The organism is Paenalcaligenes niemegkensis, assembly GCF_022230885.1.
Lineage (GTDB): Bacteria > Pseudomonadota > Gammaproteobacteria > Burkholderiales > Burkholderiaceae_B > Paenalcaligenes > Paenalcaligenes niemegkensis.
In genome coordinates, this window is sequence record NZ_JAKGCT010000002.1 from 274,429 (window position 1) to 294,763 (window position 20,335).

The window sequence follows — 20,335 nt, forward strand, 5'->3', positions numbered from 1 at the left end:
AAAGCAATTGAAGGTGGCGAGCCTGACTTCGGCACTGATTCGAGACAGCTGTGGCTGCTTCGTTCCCGACCTGACCAGGTTGACTGTTGAACCATGCGAAGGGACCCGCCAAGAAGAAGTTTAACACTATTGCGCCGAGTCTGCATAAGCATCATCAAAACAGCGAAGCCTGCTCAAACGCCAGTTGAGAAGGGGCTACATTTGCCGGAACCAGGCTTTCGTATTCGATCCATAAATTAACCCGCGGAAAGTACAAGGCAGCCTTGGCTTCCCGCCCATCCAGCGCATGTACCTGTTCGCTGTAACGCAGCATCTGCTCTGCGTAACGGGCTTTCATCCGCTCAGTAAAGGCCGTCAGCGTTTCATTCTCGTATGGTGAACCCGTTTTGTAATCGACAACCAGCCAGTGGTCTTCCTGAGAAATAGCCAGATCGATAATTGAGACCCTGCCCGTAATGTCCAATAACGACCATTCGCGATAGGCACGAGCAACACCAAGCAGCCACTGGCCACGTTCACTTTCTATGGTAGCAATGAGAGTTTGCTGTAGCTCGGAGAGTGCGTTCTCGACTCGCTCTTGAGCAATACCCGCCCGTAAAAGCTGCTTACGCATGGCTGCATGGCTGGCTTCTAGCCGCGGCGCTGTCCAATGGGACAAGCCCTCACTTCCGATGCGCTCCAGCCATGCGTGAGCCACTGTACCCATTGCACTTTCATCAGCACTGGATACCGGCCAGTGCCACTCGTTCTGGCTGAGACTGGGCCAGTGCCACTCGGCCTGCCCCGCCTGCATGTGCTTTATCCGTTTTAATAGACGAGCGTCTGCTGTGTGCTGTCTCGGAGCGAGGCCCTCGCTGAAGCTGAGTTCGGGCAACACGACGCACGGCCACAAGCGCCCCAGCAGGCTTCCGGCACCCGGTGCCTTGGGCTGCTTTTCTGAATCCATCTGAATCTCAGCCACAATATGCAACTGTGTACGGGCTCGGGTCAATGCCACGTAAAGCAAGCGATTACTTTCAAAATCAGCCCGCTGCTTGTCACGCGCTGCTAAAAATCGCGATACCGGATCGTGTTCGTCAGACGCGCGTGGCTTTACTGGCCCCAGCAACAACCTGCCATCGGCATGCTCCAAACGAATCAGAGGCGCCTGGTCAGCCATGGGTCTACGCTCTAAGCCATATAAGATGACAGACTCGAACTCAAGGCCTTTGGATTTATGGATAGTCATGACTTCAACTGCTGTACCCGCACTACGTGGGGCGGCGTACAGGCGTTCTATTTTGCGTTCGAACTCTGAAACCACCAATCCCTTATAGGGGGCAGTCTCCTCCAGTAGTCGCAAAACGCGCTCCGCATCGGCCTGATCACCAGGATGAGCGTAGACCTTAGGCCCGCCCAATCCCTGCCAAACTCGTTCGACCCACGCGGCAAATGGCAACATGCCACTGCGGTTGGTACGGTCGAGCAAGAGCCGGGTTGCCTGCTGCATACGCTTGGCCTCATCAGGCTCGAGATCATCATAACCATGGGGATCATCCAGTCGCTGTCGCAATAAACCGGGAATACTCTGGCGCGTACTTGGCGCACACAATTTGTGCAAAGTGGCTAACCGCAAGCCCACCAAAGGACTACGCAATATCGACAACCATGCCAGACGGTCACCTGCGTGACTAAGAGCTCGTACAACCTGTACCAGGTCGCGTACAGCCGGACGAGCCTCCAGAGGCTCAAGCTCCACGGCGCGGCACGGTATGTCGCGCAGGGAGAGTTCGCGCACCACTTTTTTCAAATGGCTACGGGCCCGCACGAGAATGGCCACGGGATGCTTGCTTTCTGGATAGGTTTCCAATGCGTCAGCACACAGGGCCACCACTTTTGATTGAGAACATTCATCGACTTGCTGCTGAAGCTGTTCATCGCTGAGTTCAGCATCAGGCATTGAGCAAATGGGGTGAAAACTAAACGCCGGTTGAGCTGCATCAGACTGAAAAGCATCGGAGGCGTTATAACTTACCGCCCCGAGTTCAGTATCATCATAATCAGGAAAGAGGTACGCCCCCGCCTGGTTGACCCAGTTAACCAAGGCAGCCTGAGAACGAAAATTATTGGTTAACGCCAACGGCTCCAGTTCGACTTCCCCAGACGTCGCTGATTTTTCACCTGAATGAACAATCCGACCTCAGCTTTGCGAAACCGATAAATAGACTGCATCGGATCGCCAACGAGAAATAGCGTGCGGCCGTCGCCCTGCTCCCAGCCGGAACTTAAGCGCTCCAGAAGTTCAATCTGGGTGTGACTGGTGTCCTGAAACTCATCCACCAGTAAATGCCGCATGGATCGATCGACTTTAAGCAGTAGTTCACTCGGCTGATCAGAACTTCCGAGTGCTTGTAAAGCTCGCTGTGAAATTTCAATAAAGTCGACTTCGCTTTGCTCGGCAAAACGCAGACGTAATTGCGCGCTCGCTATCCAAAGCACTTTGACAAAGCTGCTTAAGACATCAATTTGCTGAGCATCGTAGCCCTGCGGTAAGTTACGGGCCCGGGCCAGTGCTGAAACCCACCAGGCCCCTTCGTCAGCATTGTTGATCCATGCCTCGATGCCTTGTTTCTGCACCGTTTTTGCAGGAAACCCCTGCTTAACGGTGATACGCTTGCGCAGCTTTCCGTCGTTGGTCAGCAAGGCATTGGCAAGCGCCTGCCACAAGGGAAGATAGTCTGTACTGGCTTCAAACGGGCTCCCGTCCCAATCAAGCAAGGCCTGGATGTCGGGTACTCCAGAGCCTGTCTGCCGCTGACACTCATCCGCGGCAAAGCGTAGCAAGGGAGCAAGATCACTGGCCCAGCCTAAAGGCATGGCGCCCGACAAGGTTGCCAGCTCAGCTTCAACAATAGATTCCAGATTTATCTCGATTTGTGCAACGCTTTCAGCATTACCCAAAACAGGCTGCCACTGATCGCGGCTAGCCAGCATTTGTGCAATAAGACTTTGGGCTGTAGACAAGTGCACATCCACGTGAGCCAACAATTGCGCAACCTCATCATACTCATCGGCCATTGCCAAGGTATCAAAAGCCGCCTGTAAATAATGCTCACGCGCATCTTCAACGACCGCAGGTACGCCACCCAGCCCACTGACCCAGGGCATCGCGCGCACTAAATGGGCGCACAGCGAATCAATGGTTCTAATGCTCAGGCGGGCTGGATAGGCCAGCAACTCCCATCCCATTTCGTCATTGCGCTGCATGGCTGCCTGGGCAAGCTCCCAGCTTCTTAACCGGTAAGCTTCGGCTGGCCTCGGGTCGTTCGCCGCCTGCAGCTTTTCCAGGACGCGCGCATGCATTTCTGCAGCGGCTTTTTTTGTAAACGTAATAGCGACCACTTCTTCAGGCCGACTTACCGTTGCCAGCAGAGCAAGAATCCTATCGGTCAGTAGCTCTGTTTTTCCCGACCCTGCAGGCGCTTGAACCAGAAATGAACGAGAGGGATCAATAGCTCTGCTTCTTATGTGGCTGTCGCTGGGCTGTCTGGTCGTCATAACTGTTCCTCGTTCAAGCGCAAGAAGGCAAGCACATCGCAATACAGCAAATCGTTGGGATCCCAGATTCTATTACTGGCCAGGCCTTGGGAGAACTCATCAGCAAGCGCTTGAATATCACTGTTCCACTGTTGAAGCTGCTCATCCCACGTTGGCAGCACATGACGCTTCTCAATATCGCGATTTTTAGTATCGCCCAGCAGCACATTGGTATCGGAATAACCCGTTACCCCCGGGCTGCGTGCATTAAGCCACGCCAAGGCAATCGCAGCAACTTGCTGTCCCTGCCCAAGTAAGTGCGCCGCATATAAAGGCAGCTGTAAATTAATAGGCCGATGACGGATCCAGTCGCCAAGCGGCTCACTGCGGTTTAGCGATGTTTTATAATCAAATACAACATAACGTCCGTCTGACAGCTGATCCAGCCTGTCGAGCCGCATCCCCAGGGACAGATGCTGATAAGTGAACTGCAACTCGGACTCCAGTTCAATCACTGAAAATGGCTCGCGCTCGAATTCGAAAGACAGCCAGTTTTTCAGCACAGAGACCGCCCGCTCGCATTCCAGTTCACGTAGACGGCCACTGTACTCAACCAGCTCGACCTCGGCTGCTTGCTCAATCAGATCTGACAAGACTTGCTCGACTCCTGCCTCATCAAGCCAAGTCCGTAGTCCTTCACTATTTTTAGAGGGGCATTCCTTCCAGAGCAGTTCCATTGCGCGGTGCAGAAACAGACCACGGGCGTTTAAATCGCTCATTGACGCATACTCGGGAAGGTCACTGGCTGCCAGGCGATACTTCACAAACGCCCAGAGGGGCGAGCGTGCCTGCGTGTCCAGGACACCTACCCCACCGCGTATTATTTCGTTCGCGGCAACGGGCGGACCCATTGAGTCATCAATAAACTCAATGTCAGACGGCAATACAGTCGCCAAATCTGGTGAAGGTTCTGCGCACTGGTATTCGCGCAATAAGGGGCTGGCGCGCAAGAGCTGCTCGCCTTGATACTGTGGATAACTAAGCCGTATAACAGGAGCACTGCTGGAGAGCGCTTGGAAAAGCTGCCCGGCCCATTGCAGCTCACGCTCAGGTGTCGCTCTGGGAGCGTTGGCTCTGCGCAGAGCACTATGAGGAAGCAAGGGGTTGGGTTTCACCGCAGCGGGGAGTACTTCATCGCTCAAGCCCAGCATCCAGACTGCATCCCAGTGCCCGCCTTCGGCCTCAAGGAATCCCAGGACATCCAGCCGGGAACGCGGGTCACGCTGCGGCTGAAAAAGGGTTTCCCTCAGTAAGCGAGTCAATAGACCGTGAGCTTGCAAAAAGCTGATGCTACGAAGAACCGGGGTTTGTCGTGCAAACTGTGCCAGGCGAGCATCGAAGGCTTCCATGACCTGATAAGCGTGGCTATCCAGACTTTCCTGGCCGGGAAAGCCCATCAACTGTAAAACCTGACGTAACGATTGCGCCCATGCCGTTGGCGATTGACGGCCGGGCAATGCCTGGACATACTCCAGGGCCGAGCGCCAGCCACCAGCAAGCAGAGGTGCCTGAGCTTGTAACAGGAGTTGAAAGTCATCCTGCTTAACAGAGAGCTCAGCATTCCGACGCCATGCCACATCGATGACAGCGCGGGCATTTTCTTCGCTGAGACTCCCCGCGCACGAGCCTGCCAGCAGCGCGGAGCCGAGTATCTCAGGCTCGACTGACTTATGGCGGTTCATCAAGGCTAAAGCTTTCAACCACGCCAGGGCAGCGCGCACCAGGTGCCATTCAGATAATGAACGACCGACTGCGACGTTCCATGACAAGGCGCTTTCATTCTCGGTCGCTGCACAGGCTTTTGCCATCACTCGGTGTACATAGGGAACGTTCGCTTCAAGCTGAGCGGCAATAATGGCCACGCGAGAATTTGGATTCTGACGCAGCTGCGTTACAGCCCATCGTGCTGCCAAGCGCCACTCGTGGTCAGCATCATCGGCTGCCATCACATCCATCTTGCGAGGAACAGAAAGCATCGGCGACAAGCGCAAAACATCCACTCCTACACTTTGCAGCGCATGCAATATAGCGGTGAATCGCGGTGAGGTCTCGTGAAAACCAGCCAGCACCAAAGTCGTAAACTGGGGCTTATAGACTCCGGCCTCACAAGCCAAACGTACCCGCTGATTTGAACGGTTAGCGTCATCAAGGTCGAAATGAATTAACTTCTCATGATAGTTCTCGCGCCAGTGCAGGAACTGGAGGTAATCAGGAGACTCTTCCCCAGCCACCACCTGTATTTCCCATTCGTCGAGCAAGTTATCTGCTTCGCAGGCCAGCATGGCTGCCTGTCGTACATCCAGCAGAACGCGTTCTTCAGACTCGACCTCGTGAATGGCCTGCTCCCAAAGCTGAATGGTGCCAAAACTGTCCAGAAGATGCGAAGCCGGTTGAAACTCCTCACTAAAGCATAGTTCATCAGCAATACCCCGTAGCCATGCCCCCATGGGAATAATGTCGGGTACAGCCACTGTTCGGCGTTCTTTGCTTAACTGTTCATGCAAGGAGGAGAGAATACGGCGGGCATAGCGATTATTAACAGTCAGGATTAAGGTTCGGGTACTGTCAAATGATTCAATTTCGTCTAGTTCCACTAAAGGAAAATCTTGCATACTTAAGCCTTATAATCAGCCCTGTTAATATAGTTCCACTATTCTACCGCTTAGCCTTGCCTGTTTTTAACAGCTGGCCCTCATCCCTGTTTTATCATTCTTAAGCATTGCCCTATTATGCCTTCCTCTTCGTTACCTGATTTTGAACTTGCCGGCTCTATCTGGTTTAAGTCGGGCACCCAAAATTGGGGAAACCCGCGCCGTATGGCATTATTGGCTGCTATCCGAGAGCATGGTTCCATATCGGCTGCAGCCCGCAGCATCGGTCTGAGTTACAAAGCAGCCTGGGATGCAATCGATACCATCAACAACCTCTCTGACGCCCCTTTGGTGCTCCGCACTACCGGAGGCCAACGTGGCGGCGGTGCAGAGCTGACCGACAAGGCCATTGAAATCCTTGAGCTTTACGAACATCTTGACGAAGTGCATCAGCGATTCATGAAACGGCTGGCGCGTGCCAGGCCAGGCTCAGATCAAACGATGCGTGTACTGCAAAACATGATGGTACAGACCTCTGCAAGAAACAACTTTATCGGCAAGGTTCAAAGCATAGCTTTCTCGGAAATCAGTGCCGAAGTCACACTGAATATAGGTGAGCAATTTCAAATCATTTCTTCCATTACAAGAGAAAGCGCAGAAACCCTTGGTCTTGGCAAAGGGGTACGGGCTCTCGCTTTTATTAAAGCCTCATCTATTCTGATTGGTACTGATCTGGATGGCATAACCCTGTCGGCCCGCAATGTACTGCGGGGCAAGATTGTGCAGCTTGAAAGCGAAAAGACAGGGGCAGACGTAGGGCTGGAACTGCCCAGCGGCCACCGTATAACGGCAACCATCACGGCTAAAAGCATGGAGCTTTTGGGCTTGGCGCTAAACCAGGACGCTTACGCTATTTTTAAAGCACCCAGTGTGCTGCTTGGCACTATAGACTGATGGTTTTTTGTGTCATGGCCTGACTCTTCGGCAGAGGCCTGTTTTGCCCAATGCATCAGTTCCTCCGGGGTTGACCGCCCGACAATCTTCCCGTGGCTGATACGAAAAACCTCGTCGGCCAGGGCCAGGGCGTCTTCTGGGTCATGAGTAATAATAATGGACGGAATATCCAGCTGCTGCTGAAGCTCTGCCAGCTCGGCGCGCATTTTCACGCGTAGTGTTACATCTAATGCCGCTAATGGCTCGTCGAGCATCAGCAGTTCAGGCTTGACGGCTAGTGCCCGGGCTATGGCAGTACGCTGCTTTTGGCCGCCGGATATTTCAGCAGGATAGTTATCAAGTATAGGACCCAGCTCGAAAGCATCGACCCAACGCTGAGCCGCTTTGGGCAAGGTCTTCCAACGCGGGTTGAGCCAACCTGATTTCAAGCCGAATGTTATGTTCTGAGCTACGGTCAAATGGGGAAACAAACCATAGTCTTGCAGCAAATAAGCCAAACGCCTTTTTTGCGCAGGCATGAATATCTTGCCTTTTGAACAGTAGAATACACGCCCCCCACAACAATTTGTCCTGAGTCTGGACGAAGCAGGCCTGAGACAGCTTGTACCGTCAATGTTTTGCCAGACCCAGAGGGGCCGAATAATGCAATACGCCTGGCTTGTGTATTAAGCTGAACGTCCAGAATAAAACGACGGTTCTCCGCGCCTACGGTTCGTTGTATATCAATGCTAATCGACATTACTTTGCCCCCTGACGACGGGTATGGGCAGGCGTTATGTGGCCTGCCACCCATAAAATCGATACACAAGTGACAGAGGTAATTAACACCAATATCAGTGATAGCTGGTCGTCACCGGCTTGAACCGCTTCGTAAATAGCAATAGATAAGGTTTGAGTGCGCCCGGGAATGCTGCCGGCAATCATCAGGGTTGCGCCGAACTCGCCCAATGCCCTGGCAAACGCAAGCAGCACCCCCGCCATAATGCCACGCAGGGCTAAAGGCAGGGTTATCCGAAAAAGGTAGCTCCGTTTGACACACCCAAAATCTTTGAGGCATTAACCAAACGAAAGTCTACGTCCTCAAATGCAGCCCTGGAAGCTTTGAGGACCATAGGAAAGGCCACAACGGTAGCGGCCACCACAGCGCCTTGCCATGTAAACACCAGCTCGATGCCCCACTGCGAAAGCCACTGCCCAATGACTCCTCGGCGGCCCAATAAAACCAGCAGGTAGTAACCGATCACAGTAGGCGGCAACACCATGGGCAAGGTCAATATGGAATCAACGACATTGCACCAGGATGATTGCCAGCGAGACATCAAATAAGCAACGCCTACTCCTAGCAACGTGGCAAAAAGGGTTGCCCAGCCGGCCACCTTGAGTGAGAGAAGCAGCGGTATCCACAGTCCGGTCATTAATTACAGCTACCTGAATTATTAAGGTTTGGCAAAACCATATTTTGCCAGGATTTCCTGGCCTTCATCCGACAGCACAAAATCAACATAGGCCTGTGCCTGAGCACTGCGCTCATCGCGATTTACGATAGCGATGGGATAAGTGACAGGAGTCACTGTTTCCAGTGTCTCTATGACTTTCACCTTATCTTTCATGATCGCGGCGTCCGTTGCAAACACGAAGCCCGCATCAACTTCGCCCCGGCTAACGTAATCTAGAACCTGACGTACGTTCTGGCCCAGAATTTGACGCTGCTCAACCGCTTCCCAGTAGCCTGACTTCTCCAGCGCTCCCTGAGTATAGCGACCCACCGGCACCGAAGCGGGATTACCAAAAGCGACGCGAGTGACCTCAGGAGAGTTTAATGAGGCCAGCCCCGATATCTGCTGGGGGTTATCAGACGGTACGATCAACACCACCTCGTTCTGGACAAAATCCTTGCGTGTACCCGCATCAACCGCATCCGCCTCTTCGGCTTTATCCATGGCCTTTTGATCCGCTGAGGCAAAGACATCTACCGGAGCACCATTGATAATTTGCTGCAGTAAAACATCGGACGCCGCAAAGCTGTTTACTACCTTGGAGTCGCTATGGTGCTTTTCAAAAGCCTCACCAACTTCCTTAAAAGCATTGGTTAAGCTTGCTGCTGCCGATACCATCACGTCAGCAGCTACCGCATTTACAGAAACCGTACTTAATGTAAGTAAAGCAGAACCAAGAACTAATTTTAAACGCGTGTAAGCGTGGTCTTTCATTGAGAAGCTCCCCGGAACAGTGATTATTTGTAAGGATTAAATCAGCTTATTATATATATAGGTACATAGATACCGCAATCTCGGACAATAGCACTGAAAAACAAAACAGCAACTTACCGCTACAATTCAATCAAGAATCTCGATCGCCAAGTGCTGTCAACAAAACCCACTGCCAGATTATGATCAGACATCCATGAGAAAGCCCCACTCCACACCAACAAGCGCAGCTGAGCTCATCGATGAGTTCATACAGTATTGCTGGCTCGAAGACGGTCTGGCAAAAAACACGCTGGCTGCTTACCAGCGCGATCTGCGCCTTTTTCTGATTGGTTAAGCCTGCATGACAAAGGCGGTTTATTGTCTGCAACCCAAGAAAAGCTCCAGGAGTGGCGTGCAGACGAAAGCGCCCAGTTAAAAGCGACAACAGCCAATCGCCGCCTGGCAACGCTGAGAAAGTTTTATCTTTGGGCTTTACGTAATGAATGGATTTCCGTAGATCCGTGCCAGGGCCTCAGCACCGCCAGGCAAGCTCCCCGCGTTCCCAGTACCCTAAGCGAGGCGCAGGTCGAAGCTTTGCTTATGGCTCCCGACATGGATACCTCTCTGGGTCAGCGAGATCGCAGCATGCTAGAGACACTCTATGCCACTGGTCTGCGAGTCAGCGAGCTCACGGACCTGCAACTGCAACACCTCAGTCTGAATGATGGCGTTATCAGGGTCAGCATGGGCAAAGGTGGAAAAGACAGGCTGGTACCTATAGGCGCCGAAGCGCTTGATAGCCTGACTGATTACTTAAGCTACGCCCGCGCCGACATACTGGGATCAAACCGCAGCGACTATCTGTTTGTAACCGCAAGAGGTAAAAACATGACGCGGCAGTCGTTCTGGCTGATCGTAAAGAAGTATGCGGCTATTGCTGACATTCATACACCGCTTTCGCCTCACGTGTTGCGTCATGCCTTTGCTACGCACCTGTTGAATCACGGTGCCGACTTGCGGGTGGTGCAGTTATTGCTCGGTCATGCAGACATCTCTACCACCCAGATTTATACTCATGTTGCTCGCGAGCGTCTAAAAGCGTTGCATCATGCTCACCATCCACGCGCCTGACCTTTATACGAACCATGACAAAAGCAAAACATGTCAGTGAAACCCCTGCCACACTTTGGCTACGCCGGAACAATATTGTTTTTACCGAGCACACTTACGCCTACATTGACCACGGGGGTGCACTGGAGGCGGCCCGACAATTGCAGTTACCGCCTCATGCAGTGGCAAAGACCTTGATCATGGAAGATGAAAACACCAAGCCGTTAATTATTATCATGCGCGGTGACTGTGAAGTATCGACCAAAAACCTGGCACGCCAAATTGGGGTAAAGAAGATCACACCGTGCAAGCCAGACGTAGCGCAACGTCATACGGCTTATCAGGTAGGCGGGACCTCGCCATTTGGTACGCGAAAACCACTGCCGGTGTATATAGAAGCCGAGCTTCTTAACGAGGCTGTTATTTACATAAATGGCGGACGCAGAGGCTATTTGATTGCTGTTAGCCCAACGGCAGCCGCAGAAGCGCTAAACGCTATCGCCGTAAACGTAGGCATAGCGGCATAGCATCGCTTGGGAAGCGATGCTAAAAAGTTAACAGCGATGAAATGACCAGCCTAAGCGTTCCGCGTGAAAACGCTAGCTTAATAGACAACGACGGAACGAATAGATTCGCCACGCTTCATTAGCTCAAACCCTTCATTTATCTGGTCCAGTGAGAGTGTATGGGTAATCAGGTCATCGATATTCAACTTGCCTTCCATATACCAGTCTACCAATTTAGGGACGTCTGTTCGCCCTCGGGCGCCCCCGAATGCAGACCCTTTCCATACACGGCCAGTGACTAACTGGAAAGGACGCGTAGCAATCTCGGCCCCTGCTTCAGCTACACCGATAATAATGGACTGCCCCCAACCCCGATGGCAGCACTCGAGCGCCTGTCGCATTACCTTAGTATTGCCGATGCACTCAAACGAGTAATCCGCGCCGCCGTCGGTTAACTGAATAATGTGATCCACCACATTTTCTACGTCTTTAGGGTTAACAAAGTGGGTCATACCAAACCGACGGGCCATCGCTTCACGTTCAGGGTTTAGATCCACACCAATAATTTTATCGGCGCCCACCATTTTGGCACCTTGAATTACGTTCAGGCCTATGCCACCCAAGCCAAACACCACCACATTCGCACCCGCTTCCACATTGGCGGTGTACAGTACTGCCCCTACCCCTGTCGTCACCCCACAACCGATATAACACACCTTATCAAAGGGGGCATCATTGCGAATTTTGGCTAATGCAATCTCCGGTACCACAATGTGGTTCGCAAAGGTGGAGGTACCCATGTAGTGATGAATCGCCTTACCATCGATGCTGAAACGAGAGGTTCCATCCGGCATCAAACCTTGACCTTGAGTAGCACGAATAGCGGTACATAGATTGGTTTTCTGCGATAGACAAGACTTGCACTGACGACACTCAGGGGTATACAGCGGCACCACATGATCACCCGCCTTAAGCGATGTCACTCCTGGGCCGGTTTCCAGCACTATACCCGCACCTTCGTGTCCCAATATAGCGGGGAACAGCCCTTCAGGGTCTGCTCCAGACAAGGTGTAGTAATCCGTGTGACAAATACCCGTAGCTTTAATTTCGACGAGCACTTCCCCCGCTTTCGGACCTTCCAGGGTGACTTCTTCAACAGTGAGTGGCTCTCCGGCCTTCCAGGCTATTGCGGCTCTGGTTTTTAACATCGCGATACTCCTCTTATAGAGTTTTTATGGTGTTTACGCTGTCTGCTATGACTGCTTTTACGTTGTAACGAACCTATGGATATCTGCATCTCCACCCTGCTATGTAGCAGATGCCGCATCAAAGTCTAAGATGACAAACCCGTTAATACAAGGCGCTTGCCACTGCTGCGCTATCCCCATAAACAGGAAATGGTATCTGTCGTCTGCGCACCCTGTCCCACTTCCGTATCACCTTGTACCACCTGCATGGCAAACTAGCTGTTTTTCGACACGTCAGCACAATTACAATTTATTTCATTTGTTTTTATATCGTCAAATTCCACGCAATAGCGGGCACTATCTGCTAAAACCAGGCAATTTTATCGGGTTGCATAATAAAAATTTGCAGTAGATAATAGATTTCAAGGACGCGGGAAAATTCACAAGAGCACGTACGCTGTGGCTGGACGGTATATTGTCCTGCCTACTGCCTAAAGACTTGTCATAAAACCATAACGGAGACAACCTGATGAAGCGTCTTGTGCTCGCTGTCGTCCTAGGGGCTGGTGTGCTTTCAGCCCATGCCAACGACAAACTGGTTCAATTATCGGAATCCAACAGTAACTGGGTACTACCAGGCAAGGACTATAGCGCTACCAACTATAGCCCCATGGATCAGATCAACCTCGATAACGTCAAAACGTTACGCCCATCGTGGACTTTTTCCACCGGCCTGCTCAATGGTCATGAAGGAACGCCTCTCGTTGTAGACGGCGTAATGTACCTACACTCTCCCTTTCCCAACAATACCTACGCCCTGGACCTGAACGAGCCAGGCAAAATACTCTGGACGCATAAGCCCAAACAAAGTGCTGCCGCTCGCTCTGTAGCCTGCTGCGACGTTGTTAACCGAGGATTAGGTTACTGGCCTGGTGATGAGCAAACCGAACCACGCATTCTCAAAACCCTGCTAGACGGCCACGTTGTTGCTCTGGACGCAAAGTCCGGCGAGGAAGTCTGGAAGATCGAAAACTCAGACTACCGTGTCGGCTCCACGCTGACCATTGCTCCCCTTGTTGTTAAAGATCTGGTGATTGTCGGCTCCTCTGGTGCAGAACTAGGCGTGCGCGGCTACGTTACGGCTTACAACGTCCACACTGGCGAACAAGTCTGGCGCGCCTATGCCACCGGACCCGACGAAGACATTCTGCTCGCCGATGATTTCAACGATCGCACGCCACACTATGGCCAAAGAGGTCTTGGAGTCTCAACCTGGGAAGGCGACGCCTGGAAAATTGGGGGTGGCACCAACTGGGGCTGGTACGCCTATGATCCTTCTACCAATATGATCTATTTCGGCAGCGGTAACCCTGCCCCCTGGAACGAGACCATGCGCCCGGGTGATAACAAATGGACCATGGCAATCTGGGGCCGGGATGTAGACACAGGCCAAGCCAAATTTGCCTACCAAAAACCCCGCACGATGAATGGGACTATGCAGGCGTCAACGTCATGATGCTCAGTGAGCAGAAAGACAAAGATGGCAATATGCGCAAACTGCTAACCCACCCGGATCGCAACGGCATCATCTATACCCTGGACCGCGAAAGTGGTGAGCTAGTCTCTGCCGACAAAATGGACGACACCGTAAACTGGGTCAAGCATGTAGACCTGGAAACCGGCCTGCCGCTGCGCGATCCTGAATACGGCACACGCATGGACCATAAAGCGCGTGATATTTGTCCTGGCGCCATGGGATACCATAACCAGGGACATGATTCCTACGACCCCGAACGACAAAAATTCTTCATGGGCCTGAACCATATCTGCATGGACTGGGAACCCTTCATGCTGCCTTACCGCGCCGGACAATTCTTCGTCGGCGCAACGCTATCCATGTACCCGGGCCCTAAAGGCGACCGCCAGAACCACGTTGGTCTAGGACAGATAAAAGCCTACGACGCCATCACAGGCGACTTTAGCTGGGAAAAAATGGAACGTTTCTCGGTTTGGGGCGGCACGATGGCCACTGCTGGTGGTTTAGTGTTTTACGGCACTTTGGACGGCTTTCTCAAAGCACGTAACTCCGACACCGGTGACCTGGTCTGGAAATACCGCATACCTTCCGGTGCTATTGGCCACCCGATGACTTTTGAACATGACGGTGTTCAATACGTTGCCATATTCTATGGTGTAGGCGGATGGCCAGGTGTAGGTCTGGTTTTTGACCTCGATGACCCAACAGCCGGCTTAGGCTCTGTGGGTGCCTTTAAGAACATTCAGCACTACACCCAAATGGGCGGTGGTGTCATGGTGTTCTCACTGGACGGCAAGTCACCGTACACCGAGGACATTAATTTTGGTGAATACCCAGACAGCTAGATAGATCACACTCTCAGTACAACACTACTGCGCAGTCGAGCACTGCGCGGTGGTGCAACTATGTATGGAATGAACTATGACGAGTAAACACTCTGCCCTCCCCACGTCTAAAAAATGGGGAAAACTGTCATCTATCACCTTATCGCTACTGATGGCCGGCTTATCCTCCGCGGCCTATGCGAATAATTCGCAAGAACTTCGCATATGTGCATCAAACGAGGCGCCTTTTTCGCAAACTGATGGCCAGGGCTTTGAAAATCGCATCGCCGTTGCCATCGCTGAGGCAATGGAACGCAAGCCGGTTTTTATTTATAGCGAGCGGCCGGGGATTTATCTGGTACGCGACTATCTGGATCAAAACCTCTGCGACGTCGTGATGGGCCTGGATCAAGGTGATCCACGGGTTCTTACAACTAACCCTTACTATCGCACCAGTTACGTCATCGTCACTCGTAAAGACAAAAACATCACGCTCAAAGACTGGAACGATGACAACCTTGCCAAATTAACGAATATTGCCGTGCCGTTGAATTCTCCGCCTGTAGAGATGCTCAAGGCCATCGGCAAGTATGAGAACAACATGAACTACATGTACTCGTTGATTGATTTCAAACAACCCCGCAATCAGTATGTGCGTGTTGACCCTGCACGTATGATCAATGACGTGGTGCAGAACAAAGCAGACGCAGCGCTGGCCTTTGGCAGTGAGGTTGCCCGCTATGTCAAAACCTCCAGCGTTCCTTTGGACATGGCGATTTTGCCTCCTGACACCGTACCCGATCACAACAACCAAACCATCGGGTTTGTCTATTCCGAGTCTATGGCAGTAAGAAAAGACGATACCGCACTGTTAGAGGCTTTGAATCAGGCTCTGCCCAAGGCGCAAACCAAAATCAACGAGATTCTGCAAGATGAAGGCATTCCCTTGCTAGAACTAGACTCTTAACCCCCAACCTCTGGAATCGCTAACAGGAATCACATTATGAAGTTAAAGGGATGGAAGTTCATGCTCAGTGGTCTGGTGATTGCGTGTGGTGTCGCCGTCGCGCCTGCTTCGGCACAGATGTTTATCAACGCCGTCACAGGGCAACCTCTGGATCTGGATGCTGGTCGTGAAGAAGAACGCGACACCCCTGCTGTCAAAGAGTTTCTACAAACAATGCAAAATCCGTATAACGAGGATCCACAGGCACTACCTAAAGGTGAGTCCTTGTTCAACACCGCCTGTTCAGGTTGTCACGGCCATCTGGGCGAAGGAAAGATTGGTCCTGCGCTAAACCATGATGGTTGGCATTATGAACTGGAAACAGACAAAGGCTTGTTTGAGGTCATTTTTGATGGGGCCGACCGCCAAATGGGCCCTCAAAATGAATTCCTGACGCAGGACGAAATTCTGCATGTCATGGCTTGGGTGCGCCACCTGTATACCGGCGACCCAGATGACGCAACCTGGTTAACAGAGGAACAACGCAGCTCTTTTCAACCTTATGAGGAAGCGCCTTCTAAATAGTAGCACCTTGTTTTACACCAGTTCTGTGCCCTTAGTGGCGCCTAAACGTTCCAATATGTGGACACCAAAGGAGGAAGCATCATGATGATAACAACGATACGACGGAGCTTCGGAACATTGCTCGCCGTTTCCGCTTTTGCTCTGGCATCCGGGTCGGTCAGCGCCTATACGGGCACTGAATGTAAAGAACCTGGCAACTGCTGGCAGCCCAAACCTGGTTACCCTGATCAAATCGCGGGCAGCAAGTATGACCCCAAGCACGACCCTAAAGAGGTGGCCAAGCAACAGGAAAGCATTCAAGCCATGGAAACACGTAACAAACAGCGGGTTGAGCATTTCAAAAAAACGGGGGAGTTCATTTACGACGTTAAAAAAATCCCTGCATCTTAATCTTCATACCCATATAGACGGCCCCCGGGCGTATTACTCTCCAGTTTTACGCCTGCTTAACTGATTTTCTCTATCTTCCAGGAGACTGCCCCATGGAACAAGGCATCAGCACAAACCTTGATCAACTTGAACATTGGCGGCAGCAAGCCATCACACTGGAACAGCAGCTTGCCAATGTTGTGTTAGGACAGGAGCGTGTCATCCGCCTGCTCTGCATTGCCATTTTTGCCCGAGGCCATGTGCTGCTGGAAGGTGATGTGGGCCTGGGCAAAACGCTATTGCTTCGCACCGTTGCCCAGGCGTTGGGTGGAGCATACAGCCGCGTGGAAGGCACAATTGATCTGATGCCTGCCGATCTGGTGTACTACACCTACCTGGACGAAAAAGGCCAGCCCGGAATCAAACCGGGCCCTATTTTGCAACATGATGATCAGCTATCTATCTTCTTTTTCAACGAAATAAACCGCGCTCGCCCACAGGTTCACGCTTTGTTACTACGCCTTATGGCTGAGCGTAGCCTGAACGCCTTCAATCAAGACTACTTTTTCCCCATTTACAGGTTTTTGCCGATCGCAACCAAGTAGAAAAAGAAGAAACATTTGAATTGCCTGCTGCGGCCCGGGATCGTTTTTTCATGGAGATCCGCGTTGAGCCTCCGCACGATAACGAGGTTCGAAAGCAGCTCATATTCAATACTCGCTTCCATGATGTGGACCAACTCATTCAGGCCGTGCCCCCTGGCATTATCGATTACCAAATGCTCGGCCAAATTGCCGCCCAGATCCAACAAAGCATACACGTTAGTCCAGTCCTGGAGGATTACGTTTTGCAGCTCTGGAATGCTGTTCGCTATCCTCATGAATCGGGAATAGTTCTGGACGACATAAACATGTCTTCATTAATCATAGGGGGGTCAGTCCTCGGGGTATGGCCATGCTAGTTCGAGCGGCAAAAGTGCGCGCTTGGCTGGAAGGCCGTGATATGGTGCTTCCTGATGACATACGGGCTGTATTTTATGAGACAGTCGCCCATCGGATACTTCTTGATCCTTTGTATGCCATGCAGCAGGAATATTTACTGCCTGCCTTATGTGACACCATCTTCCAGCATATTGCGACTCCATGATGGAACAAGACCGGGACATCCTTTCAATAGACCTGGCCTACCCGTTAAGATGGCGGGTCAGCAGCATTCTATATGGTAGCCATCGGGCAATCGGACACAGCGACAGTGGCCATTTCAGGGGTTTCAACCCTTTATTCGTCACCCTGACATCCGTCGCCTGGATCTACGGCGTAGTTTACGAGACCCATTTGGTCAGTGGTACGTTAAAGATTATGAGCCCCGCGCGCCAGTGCAGATTCACTTACTTGTCGACGTCTCAGCCTCTATGCAGACAGGCAGTCATCAGCGACAGATCGATCAGGTAGCCGACATCTGTGCTTTAGTTGCCCAGGCTGCTTATCGCAATGGTGATGCCTTAAGCTTTTTTGCCTGCGGCTCAACCATCGAATACCAGTATGCTCCCCCAACCAGCGCGCGCGAGCCAATAGTGCCCGGGCCATCCGCACCTGGTTACAGCAGACATCGGCTCAGGCGCACAGCGCACAAGCTTTGGTCGCAGCAGCACAGCGCCTCAGACGCCGTCGCAGCTTGGTATTCCTGATTTCTGACTTCATGTTCACATTGGAACAGTGCCGTCAAATTCTTGAGCCTCTACGCCCCCATGATGTCATTCCCATTGTTCTCGATACGCAAAACCTGGGGAGACTCCCCGCGTGGGGCCTGACCTTTTGGCATGATGCTGAATCCGGACAGAAAAAAATGCTGTTTATGCGCCCCTCACTATTAAAGCAATGGCAGACACGGCAAGCCCAGCAGCAGAAGGCACTAACAACCCTTCTCCAACGTTATGGCCTTTCTCCGTTTAGGCCGGGCGAACAATTTCGGGCGCCGGCCTTAGCACGTCATTTGATGGAGCGTTAACCATGGCACGTGTAGCGCGGGTTTTATTCGGATGCTTACTTTGCTTTTACCTGGGCTCTCTACAGGCAGCGCCGGAAATTCTACAGTGGCAAACACCGCGCGCCGTAGGCTGGATGACGGGAGATGTGATCACACACCGCATCGAGCTGGAGTCCCCTGCAGAGCAGCCCTTGCTACCCGCCTCCCTGCCTGCCGTGGGGCCGCTGAACTATTGGCTACACCTTCGCTCTGTCGATCTGAACCGTACAAAACGCCAATCCCGAAACCACTATGTGCTCACTCTGGAGTATCAAAGTTTCTATGTGCCTCTGGATGTTAATATCAGGCAAATTCCTGCTTTTAGCTTGAGCTTCGCTGAAGACAATACCTCGTCTCCGGCCGTACTGAACATCCCCTCTTGGTCGTTCACGATGTCACCGTTACGGCCCGTGACATTAACAAGCTCTGCATCTCTACCTGTTCTGCAGGAGGACATTTCTCCCGGCCTTCCTCCGCTACAGCTCGTCGCAACCACCGCTGGATGGCTATTTGCCAGTCTGTTGATTATTGGCGCACTCGTACTGCGCTATTATGCGCTGTGGCCCTTTGCCCACCGGGCGGCGCGGCCGTTCGCCCAGGCCCGGGATCAAATCCACCGCCTAAAAAAGCAAGCGTCACTTATTCATTATCAGCAGGCTCAACGTCGCTTGCATACGGCATTAAATCAGCATAACCAGCAGCGCACACTGTTATACGAGGATCTGTCCACTTTTGTCGTGCAGTACCCCAGCTATGCTCCTCTACTACCTCAGCTACAGCAGTTTTTTCAGGCATCTCAACAATTATTCTTTGGTGCACACCCACCCTCTGAAGCCGAGCTTTACGCAGCCTGGCAACAGCTAGCTGACTTGAGCAAAGCGCTATCGCTCACTGAAAGAAGGGATCGGCCATGATAGCCTGGATCCCAATCGCTCTGGATTATCCTGTTGTGCTACTCCCAGGCATCGTACTGATGGTTTTGCCTTGGCTGTTCCAACCACGTCAAGCCTCTCTTTCTCCGTATATTGCTGCGTTGCCTGATGACCGTGTCTCGTACATCTTCGATAAAGGGTTAAGACTGATAGGCAGTATTACCATACTCGCCCTGAGTGTCGCCTTAGCGGGACTGCATATACCTGGCGGACAAGAGGAAAAAATCGCTCAAGGGGCGCATTTAGTGCTGCTGATTGATCGCAGCACAAGCATGAATGAGTCTTTTGGCTCCTTTGGTTCCAATACCGATTTGTCCAAAGCGGTGGCGGCCAAATTACTTTTGCGAAACTTTGCCGAACAACGGGATAAAGACCAAATCGGAGTTGTGGCGTTTTCAACTGCACCTATGCCAATCCTCCCTCTCACCGCACAACCTGAAGCCATCAATGCAGCCATCAATGCGATTGATCATCCAGGACTAAGTCATACCGATATTGGACGTGCCTTGTTAGTCTCGCTAAATATGCTGCAAACCGACCCTGATCCGCTAACCTCACGTGCAGTTGTGCTTGTCTCCGATGGTGCGGGGGTTATTAACCGGCAGGTACAGGAGCAAATTCGTACCAGCCTGTTGCGTCAACCTGTACAGCTTTACTGGCTGTTTATCCGCAGCACGGGTACTCCAAGTATCTATGAACGCCCATCTGACAGACGGAAAGACACGCCGCAAGCCATGCCCGAACGTCACCTGCATCTATTTTTTGAATCGCTGGGTATTCCATACTTAGCATTTGAAGCCGAGTCCCCGGCAGAAGTGTCTCAAGCGCTGGAAAAAATAGACGAACAAGAGCAACACCCCTTGAAATACACAGAGGACATCGCGCGTACAGATCTGGGTAAGTACGCCACTATGCTGGCGATGTGCTGTCTATTGCTTTTAATGATTGCCCACTTGCTGGAAAGATCATTTACCTTTGCCTCTCACTCTCGTTCCTAGGGGCTA

The 20,335-nt window shown here is 52.0% G+C and carries 14 protein-coding genes, 1 other RNA gene and 5 pseudogenes; 13 read left to right on the plus strand and 7 right to left on the minus strand.

What is annotated here, in order from left to right; genetic code table 11:
- Positions 1–12 precede the first annotated feature (12 nt).
- The 3 genes and pseudogenes from ffs to L1889_RS03085 all read right to left on the minus strand — a co-directional run bounded on the left by ffs (position 13) and on the right by L1889_RS03085 (position 6,188).
- Positions 13–110, minus strand: an RNA gene (gene ffs / locus L1889_RS03075) — signal recognition particle sRNA small type.
- A gap of 44 nt (positions 111–154) precedes the next feature.
- A pseudogene (locus tag L1889_RS03080) lies at positions 155–3,537 on the minus strand (UvrD-helicase domain-containing protein).
- Positions 3,534–6,188 (minus strand): PD-(D/E)XK nuclease family protein, encoded by a 2,655-nt coding sequence (locus tag L1889_RS03085; RefSeq protein WP_238663827.1) that lies wholly within the window; start codon positions 6,186–6,188, stop codon positions 3,534–3,536. Before L1889_RS03085 ends, L1889_RS03080 begins: the two are co-directional and overlap by 4 nt.
- Before the next feature lie 117 nt (positions 6,189–6,305).
- Here L1889_RS03085 and L1889_RS03090 point away from each other — a divergent pair, with 117 nt between their 5' ends.
- Positions 6,306–7,121 carry a TOBE domain-containing protein gene (locus L1889_RS03090; protein ID WP_238663828.1) on the plus strand — a complete coding sequence of 272 codons (816 nt, stop codon included), beginning with the start codon at positions 6,306–6,308 and terminating at the stop codon, positions 7,119–7,121.
- Here the strand turns inward: L1889_RS03090 and L1889_RS03095 are convergent.
- From L1889_RS03095 to modA, 3 genes and pseudogenes are all read right to left on the minus strand, one after another.
- A pseudogene (locus L1889_RS03095) lies at positions 7,073–7,860 on the minus strand (sulfate/molybdate ABC transporter ATP-binding protein). The gene L1889_RS03090 and the pseudogene L1889_RS03095 overlap by 49 nt on opposite strands.
- Positions 7,860–8,536, minus strand: a pseudogene (gene modB, locus L1889_RS03100) (molybdate ABC transporter permease subunit). The pseudogenes L1889_RS03095 and modB overlap by 1 nt, the downstream one beginning before the upstream one ends.
- A gap of 21 nt (positions 8,537–8,557) precedes the next feature.
- Positions 8,558–9,331, minus strand: a complete 774-nt coding sequence (modA, locus tag L1889_RS03105; RefSeq protein WP_238663829.1) for a molybdate ABC transporter substrate-binding protein — start codon at positions 9,329–9,331, stop codon at positions 8,558–8,560.
- Between the two features lie 193 nt (positions 9,332–9,524).
- On the opposite strand from modA, the pseudogene xerD reads away from it, so the two are divergent.
- Positions 9,525–10,441: pseudogene (gene xerD, locus L1889_RS03110) on the plus strand (site-specific tyrosine recombinase XerD).
- A 14-nt stretch (positions 10,442–10,455) separates the two neighbouring features.
- Entirely contained in the window at positions 10,456–10,947 is a 492-nt protein-coding gene (locus L1889_RS03115) for an aminoacyl-tRNA deacylase (RefSeq protein WP_238663830.1), read from the plus strand.
- 77 nt (positions 10,948–11,024) lie between these two features.
- On the opposite strand, the gene L1889_RS03120 is transcribed toward L1889_RS03115, so the two are convergent.
- Positions 11,025–12,134, minus strand: a complete 1,110-nt coding sequence (locus tag L1889_RS03120) for an S-(hydroxymethyl)glutathione dehydrogenase/class III alcohol dehydrogenase (RefSeq protein WP_238663831.1) — start codon at positions 12,132–12,134, stop codon at positions 11,025–11,027.
- A 508-nt stretch (positions 12,135–12,642) separates the two neighbouring features.
- Between L1889_RS03120 and L1889_RS03125 the strand changes: the two genes are divergently transcribed.
- The 10 genes and pseudogenes from L1889_RS03125 to L1889_RS03170 all read left to right on the plus strand — a co-directional run bounded on the left by L1889_RS03125 (position 12,643) and on the right by L1889_RS03170 (position 20,329).
- Complete coding sequence (locus L1889_RS03125) at positions 12,643–13,629, plus strand: outer membrane protein assembly factor BamB family protein (RefSeq protein ID WP_238663832.1); 987 nt, start codon at positions 12,643–12,645, stop codon at positions 13,627–13,629.
- On the plus strand, positions 13,626–14,495 hold the full coding sequence (locus L1889_RS03130; protein WP_238663833.1) for a PQQ-binding-like beta-propeller repeat protein: 870 nt from the start codon (positions 13,626–13,628) through the stop codon (positions 14,493–14,495). The genes L1889_RS03125 and L1889_RS03130 overlap by 4 nt, the downstream gene beginning before the upstream one ends.
- A gap of 76 nt (positions 14,496–14,571) precedes the next feature.
- Entirely contained in the window at positions 14,572–15,441 is an 870-nt protein-coding gene (gene moxJ, locus L1889_RS03135; RefSeq protein ID WP_238663834.1) for a methanol oxidation system protein MoxJ, read from the plus strand.
- Between the two features lie 36 nt (positions 15,442–15,477).
- The gene (moxG, locus tag L1889_RS03140; protein WP_238663835.1) at positions 15,478–16,005 is read left to right on the plus strand and encodes a cytochrome c(L), periplasmic; all 528 of its coding nucleotides are present in this window, start codon (positions 15,478–15,480) and stop codon (positions 16,003–16,005) included.
- 81 nt (positions 16,006–16,086) lie between these two features.
- On the plus strand, positions 16,087–16,395 hold the full coding sequence (locus L1889_RS03145; protein WP_238663836.1) for a methanol dehydrogenase [cytochrome c] subunit: 309 nt from the start codon (positions 16,087–16,089) through the stop codon (positions 16,393–16,395).
- Between the two features lie 92 nt (positions 16,396–16,487).
- Positions 16,488–17,520, plus strand: a pseudogene (locus L1889_RS03150) (AAA family ATPase).
- 157 nt (positions 17,521–17,677) lie between these two features.
- Positions 17,678–18,061 carry a DUF58 domain-containing protein gene (locus L1889_RS03155; RefSeq protein WP_238663889.1) on the plus strand — a complete coding sequence of 128 codons (384 nt, stop codon included), beginning with the start codon at positions 17,678–17,680 and terminating at the stop codon, positions 18,059–18,061.
- Positions 17,959–18,381 carry a DUF58 domain-containing protein gene (locus L1889_RS03160; protein ID WP_444329656.1) on the plus strand — a complete coding sequence of 141 codons (423 nt, stop codon included), beginning with the start codon at positions 17,959–17,961 and terminating at the stop codon, positions 18,379–18,381. The genes L1889_RS03155 and L1889_RS03160 overlap by 103 nt, the downstream gene beginning before the upstream one ends.
- A gap of 2 nt (positions 18,382–18,383) precedes the next feature.
- Positions 18,384–19,313, plus strand: a complete 930-nt coding sequence (locus tag L1889_RS03165) for a hypothetical protein (RefSeq protein WP_238663838.1) — start codon at positions 18,384–18,386, stop codon at positions 19,311–19,313.
- Entirely contained in the window at positions 19,310–20,329 is a 1,020-nt protein-coding gene (locus tag L1889_RS03170; RefSeq protein ID WP_238663839.1) for a vWA domain-containing protein, read from the plus strand. The genes L1889_RS03165 and L1889_RS03170 overlap by 4 nt, the downstream gene beginning before the upstream one ends.
- Positions 20,330–20,335: the final 6 nt, after the last annotated feature.

Coding starts and splice junctions, on each gene's coding strand:
- L1889_RS03085 (WP_238663827.1), bottom strand. CDS start 6,188: ATGCAAGATTTTCCTTTAGTGGAACTAGACGAAATTGAATCATTTGAC.
- L1889_RS03090 (WP_238663828.1), top strand. CDS start 6,306: ATGCCTTCCTCTTCGTTACCTGATTTTGAACTTGCCGGCTCTATCTGG.
- modA (WP_238663829.1), bottom strand. CDS start 9,331: ATGAAAGACCACGCTTACACGCGTTTAAAATTAGTTCTTGGTTCTGCT.
- L1889_RS03115 (WP_238663830.1), top strand. CDS start 10,456: ATGACAAAAGCAAAACATGTCAGTGAAACCCCTGCCACACTTTGGCTA.
- L1889_RS03120 (WP_238663831.1), bottom strand. CDS start 12,134: ATGTTAAAAACCAGAGCCGCAATAGCCTGGAAGGCCGGAGAGCCACTC.
- L1889_RS03125 (WP_238663832.1), top strand. CDS start 12,643: ATGAAGCGTCTTGTGCTCGCTGTCGTCCTAGGGGCTGGTGTGCTTTCA.
- L1889_RS03130 (WP_238663833.1), top strand. CDS start 13,626: ATGATGCTCAGTGAGCAGAAAGACAAAGATGGCAATATGCGCAAACTG.
- moxJ (WP_238663834.1), top strand. CDS start 14,572: ATGACGAGTAAACACTCTGCCCTCCCCACGTCTAAAAAATGGGGAAAA.
- moxG (WP_238663835.1), top strand. CDS start 15,478: ATGAAGTTAAAGGGATGGAAGTTCATGCTCAGTGGTCTGGTGATTGCG.
- L1889_RS03145 (WP_238663836.1), top strand. CDS start 16,087: ATGATGATAACAACGATACGACGGAGCTTCGGAACATTGCTCGCCGTT.
- L1889_RS03165 (WP_238663838.1), top strand. CDS start 18,384: ATGGCACGTGTAGCGCGGGTTTTATTCGGATGCTTACTTTGCTTTTAC.
- L1889_RS03170 (WP_238663839.1), top strand. CDS start 19,310: ATGATAGCCTGGATCCCAATCGCTCTGGATTATCCTGTTGTGCTACTC.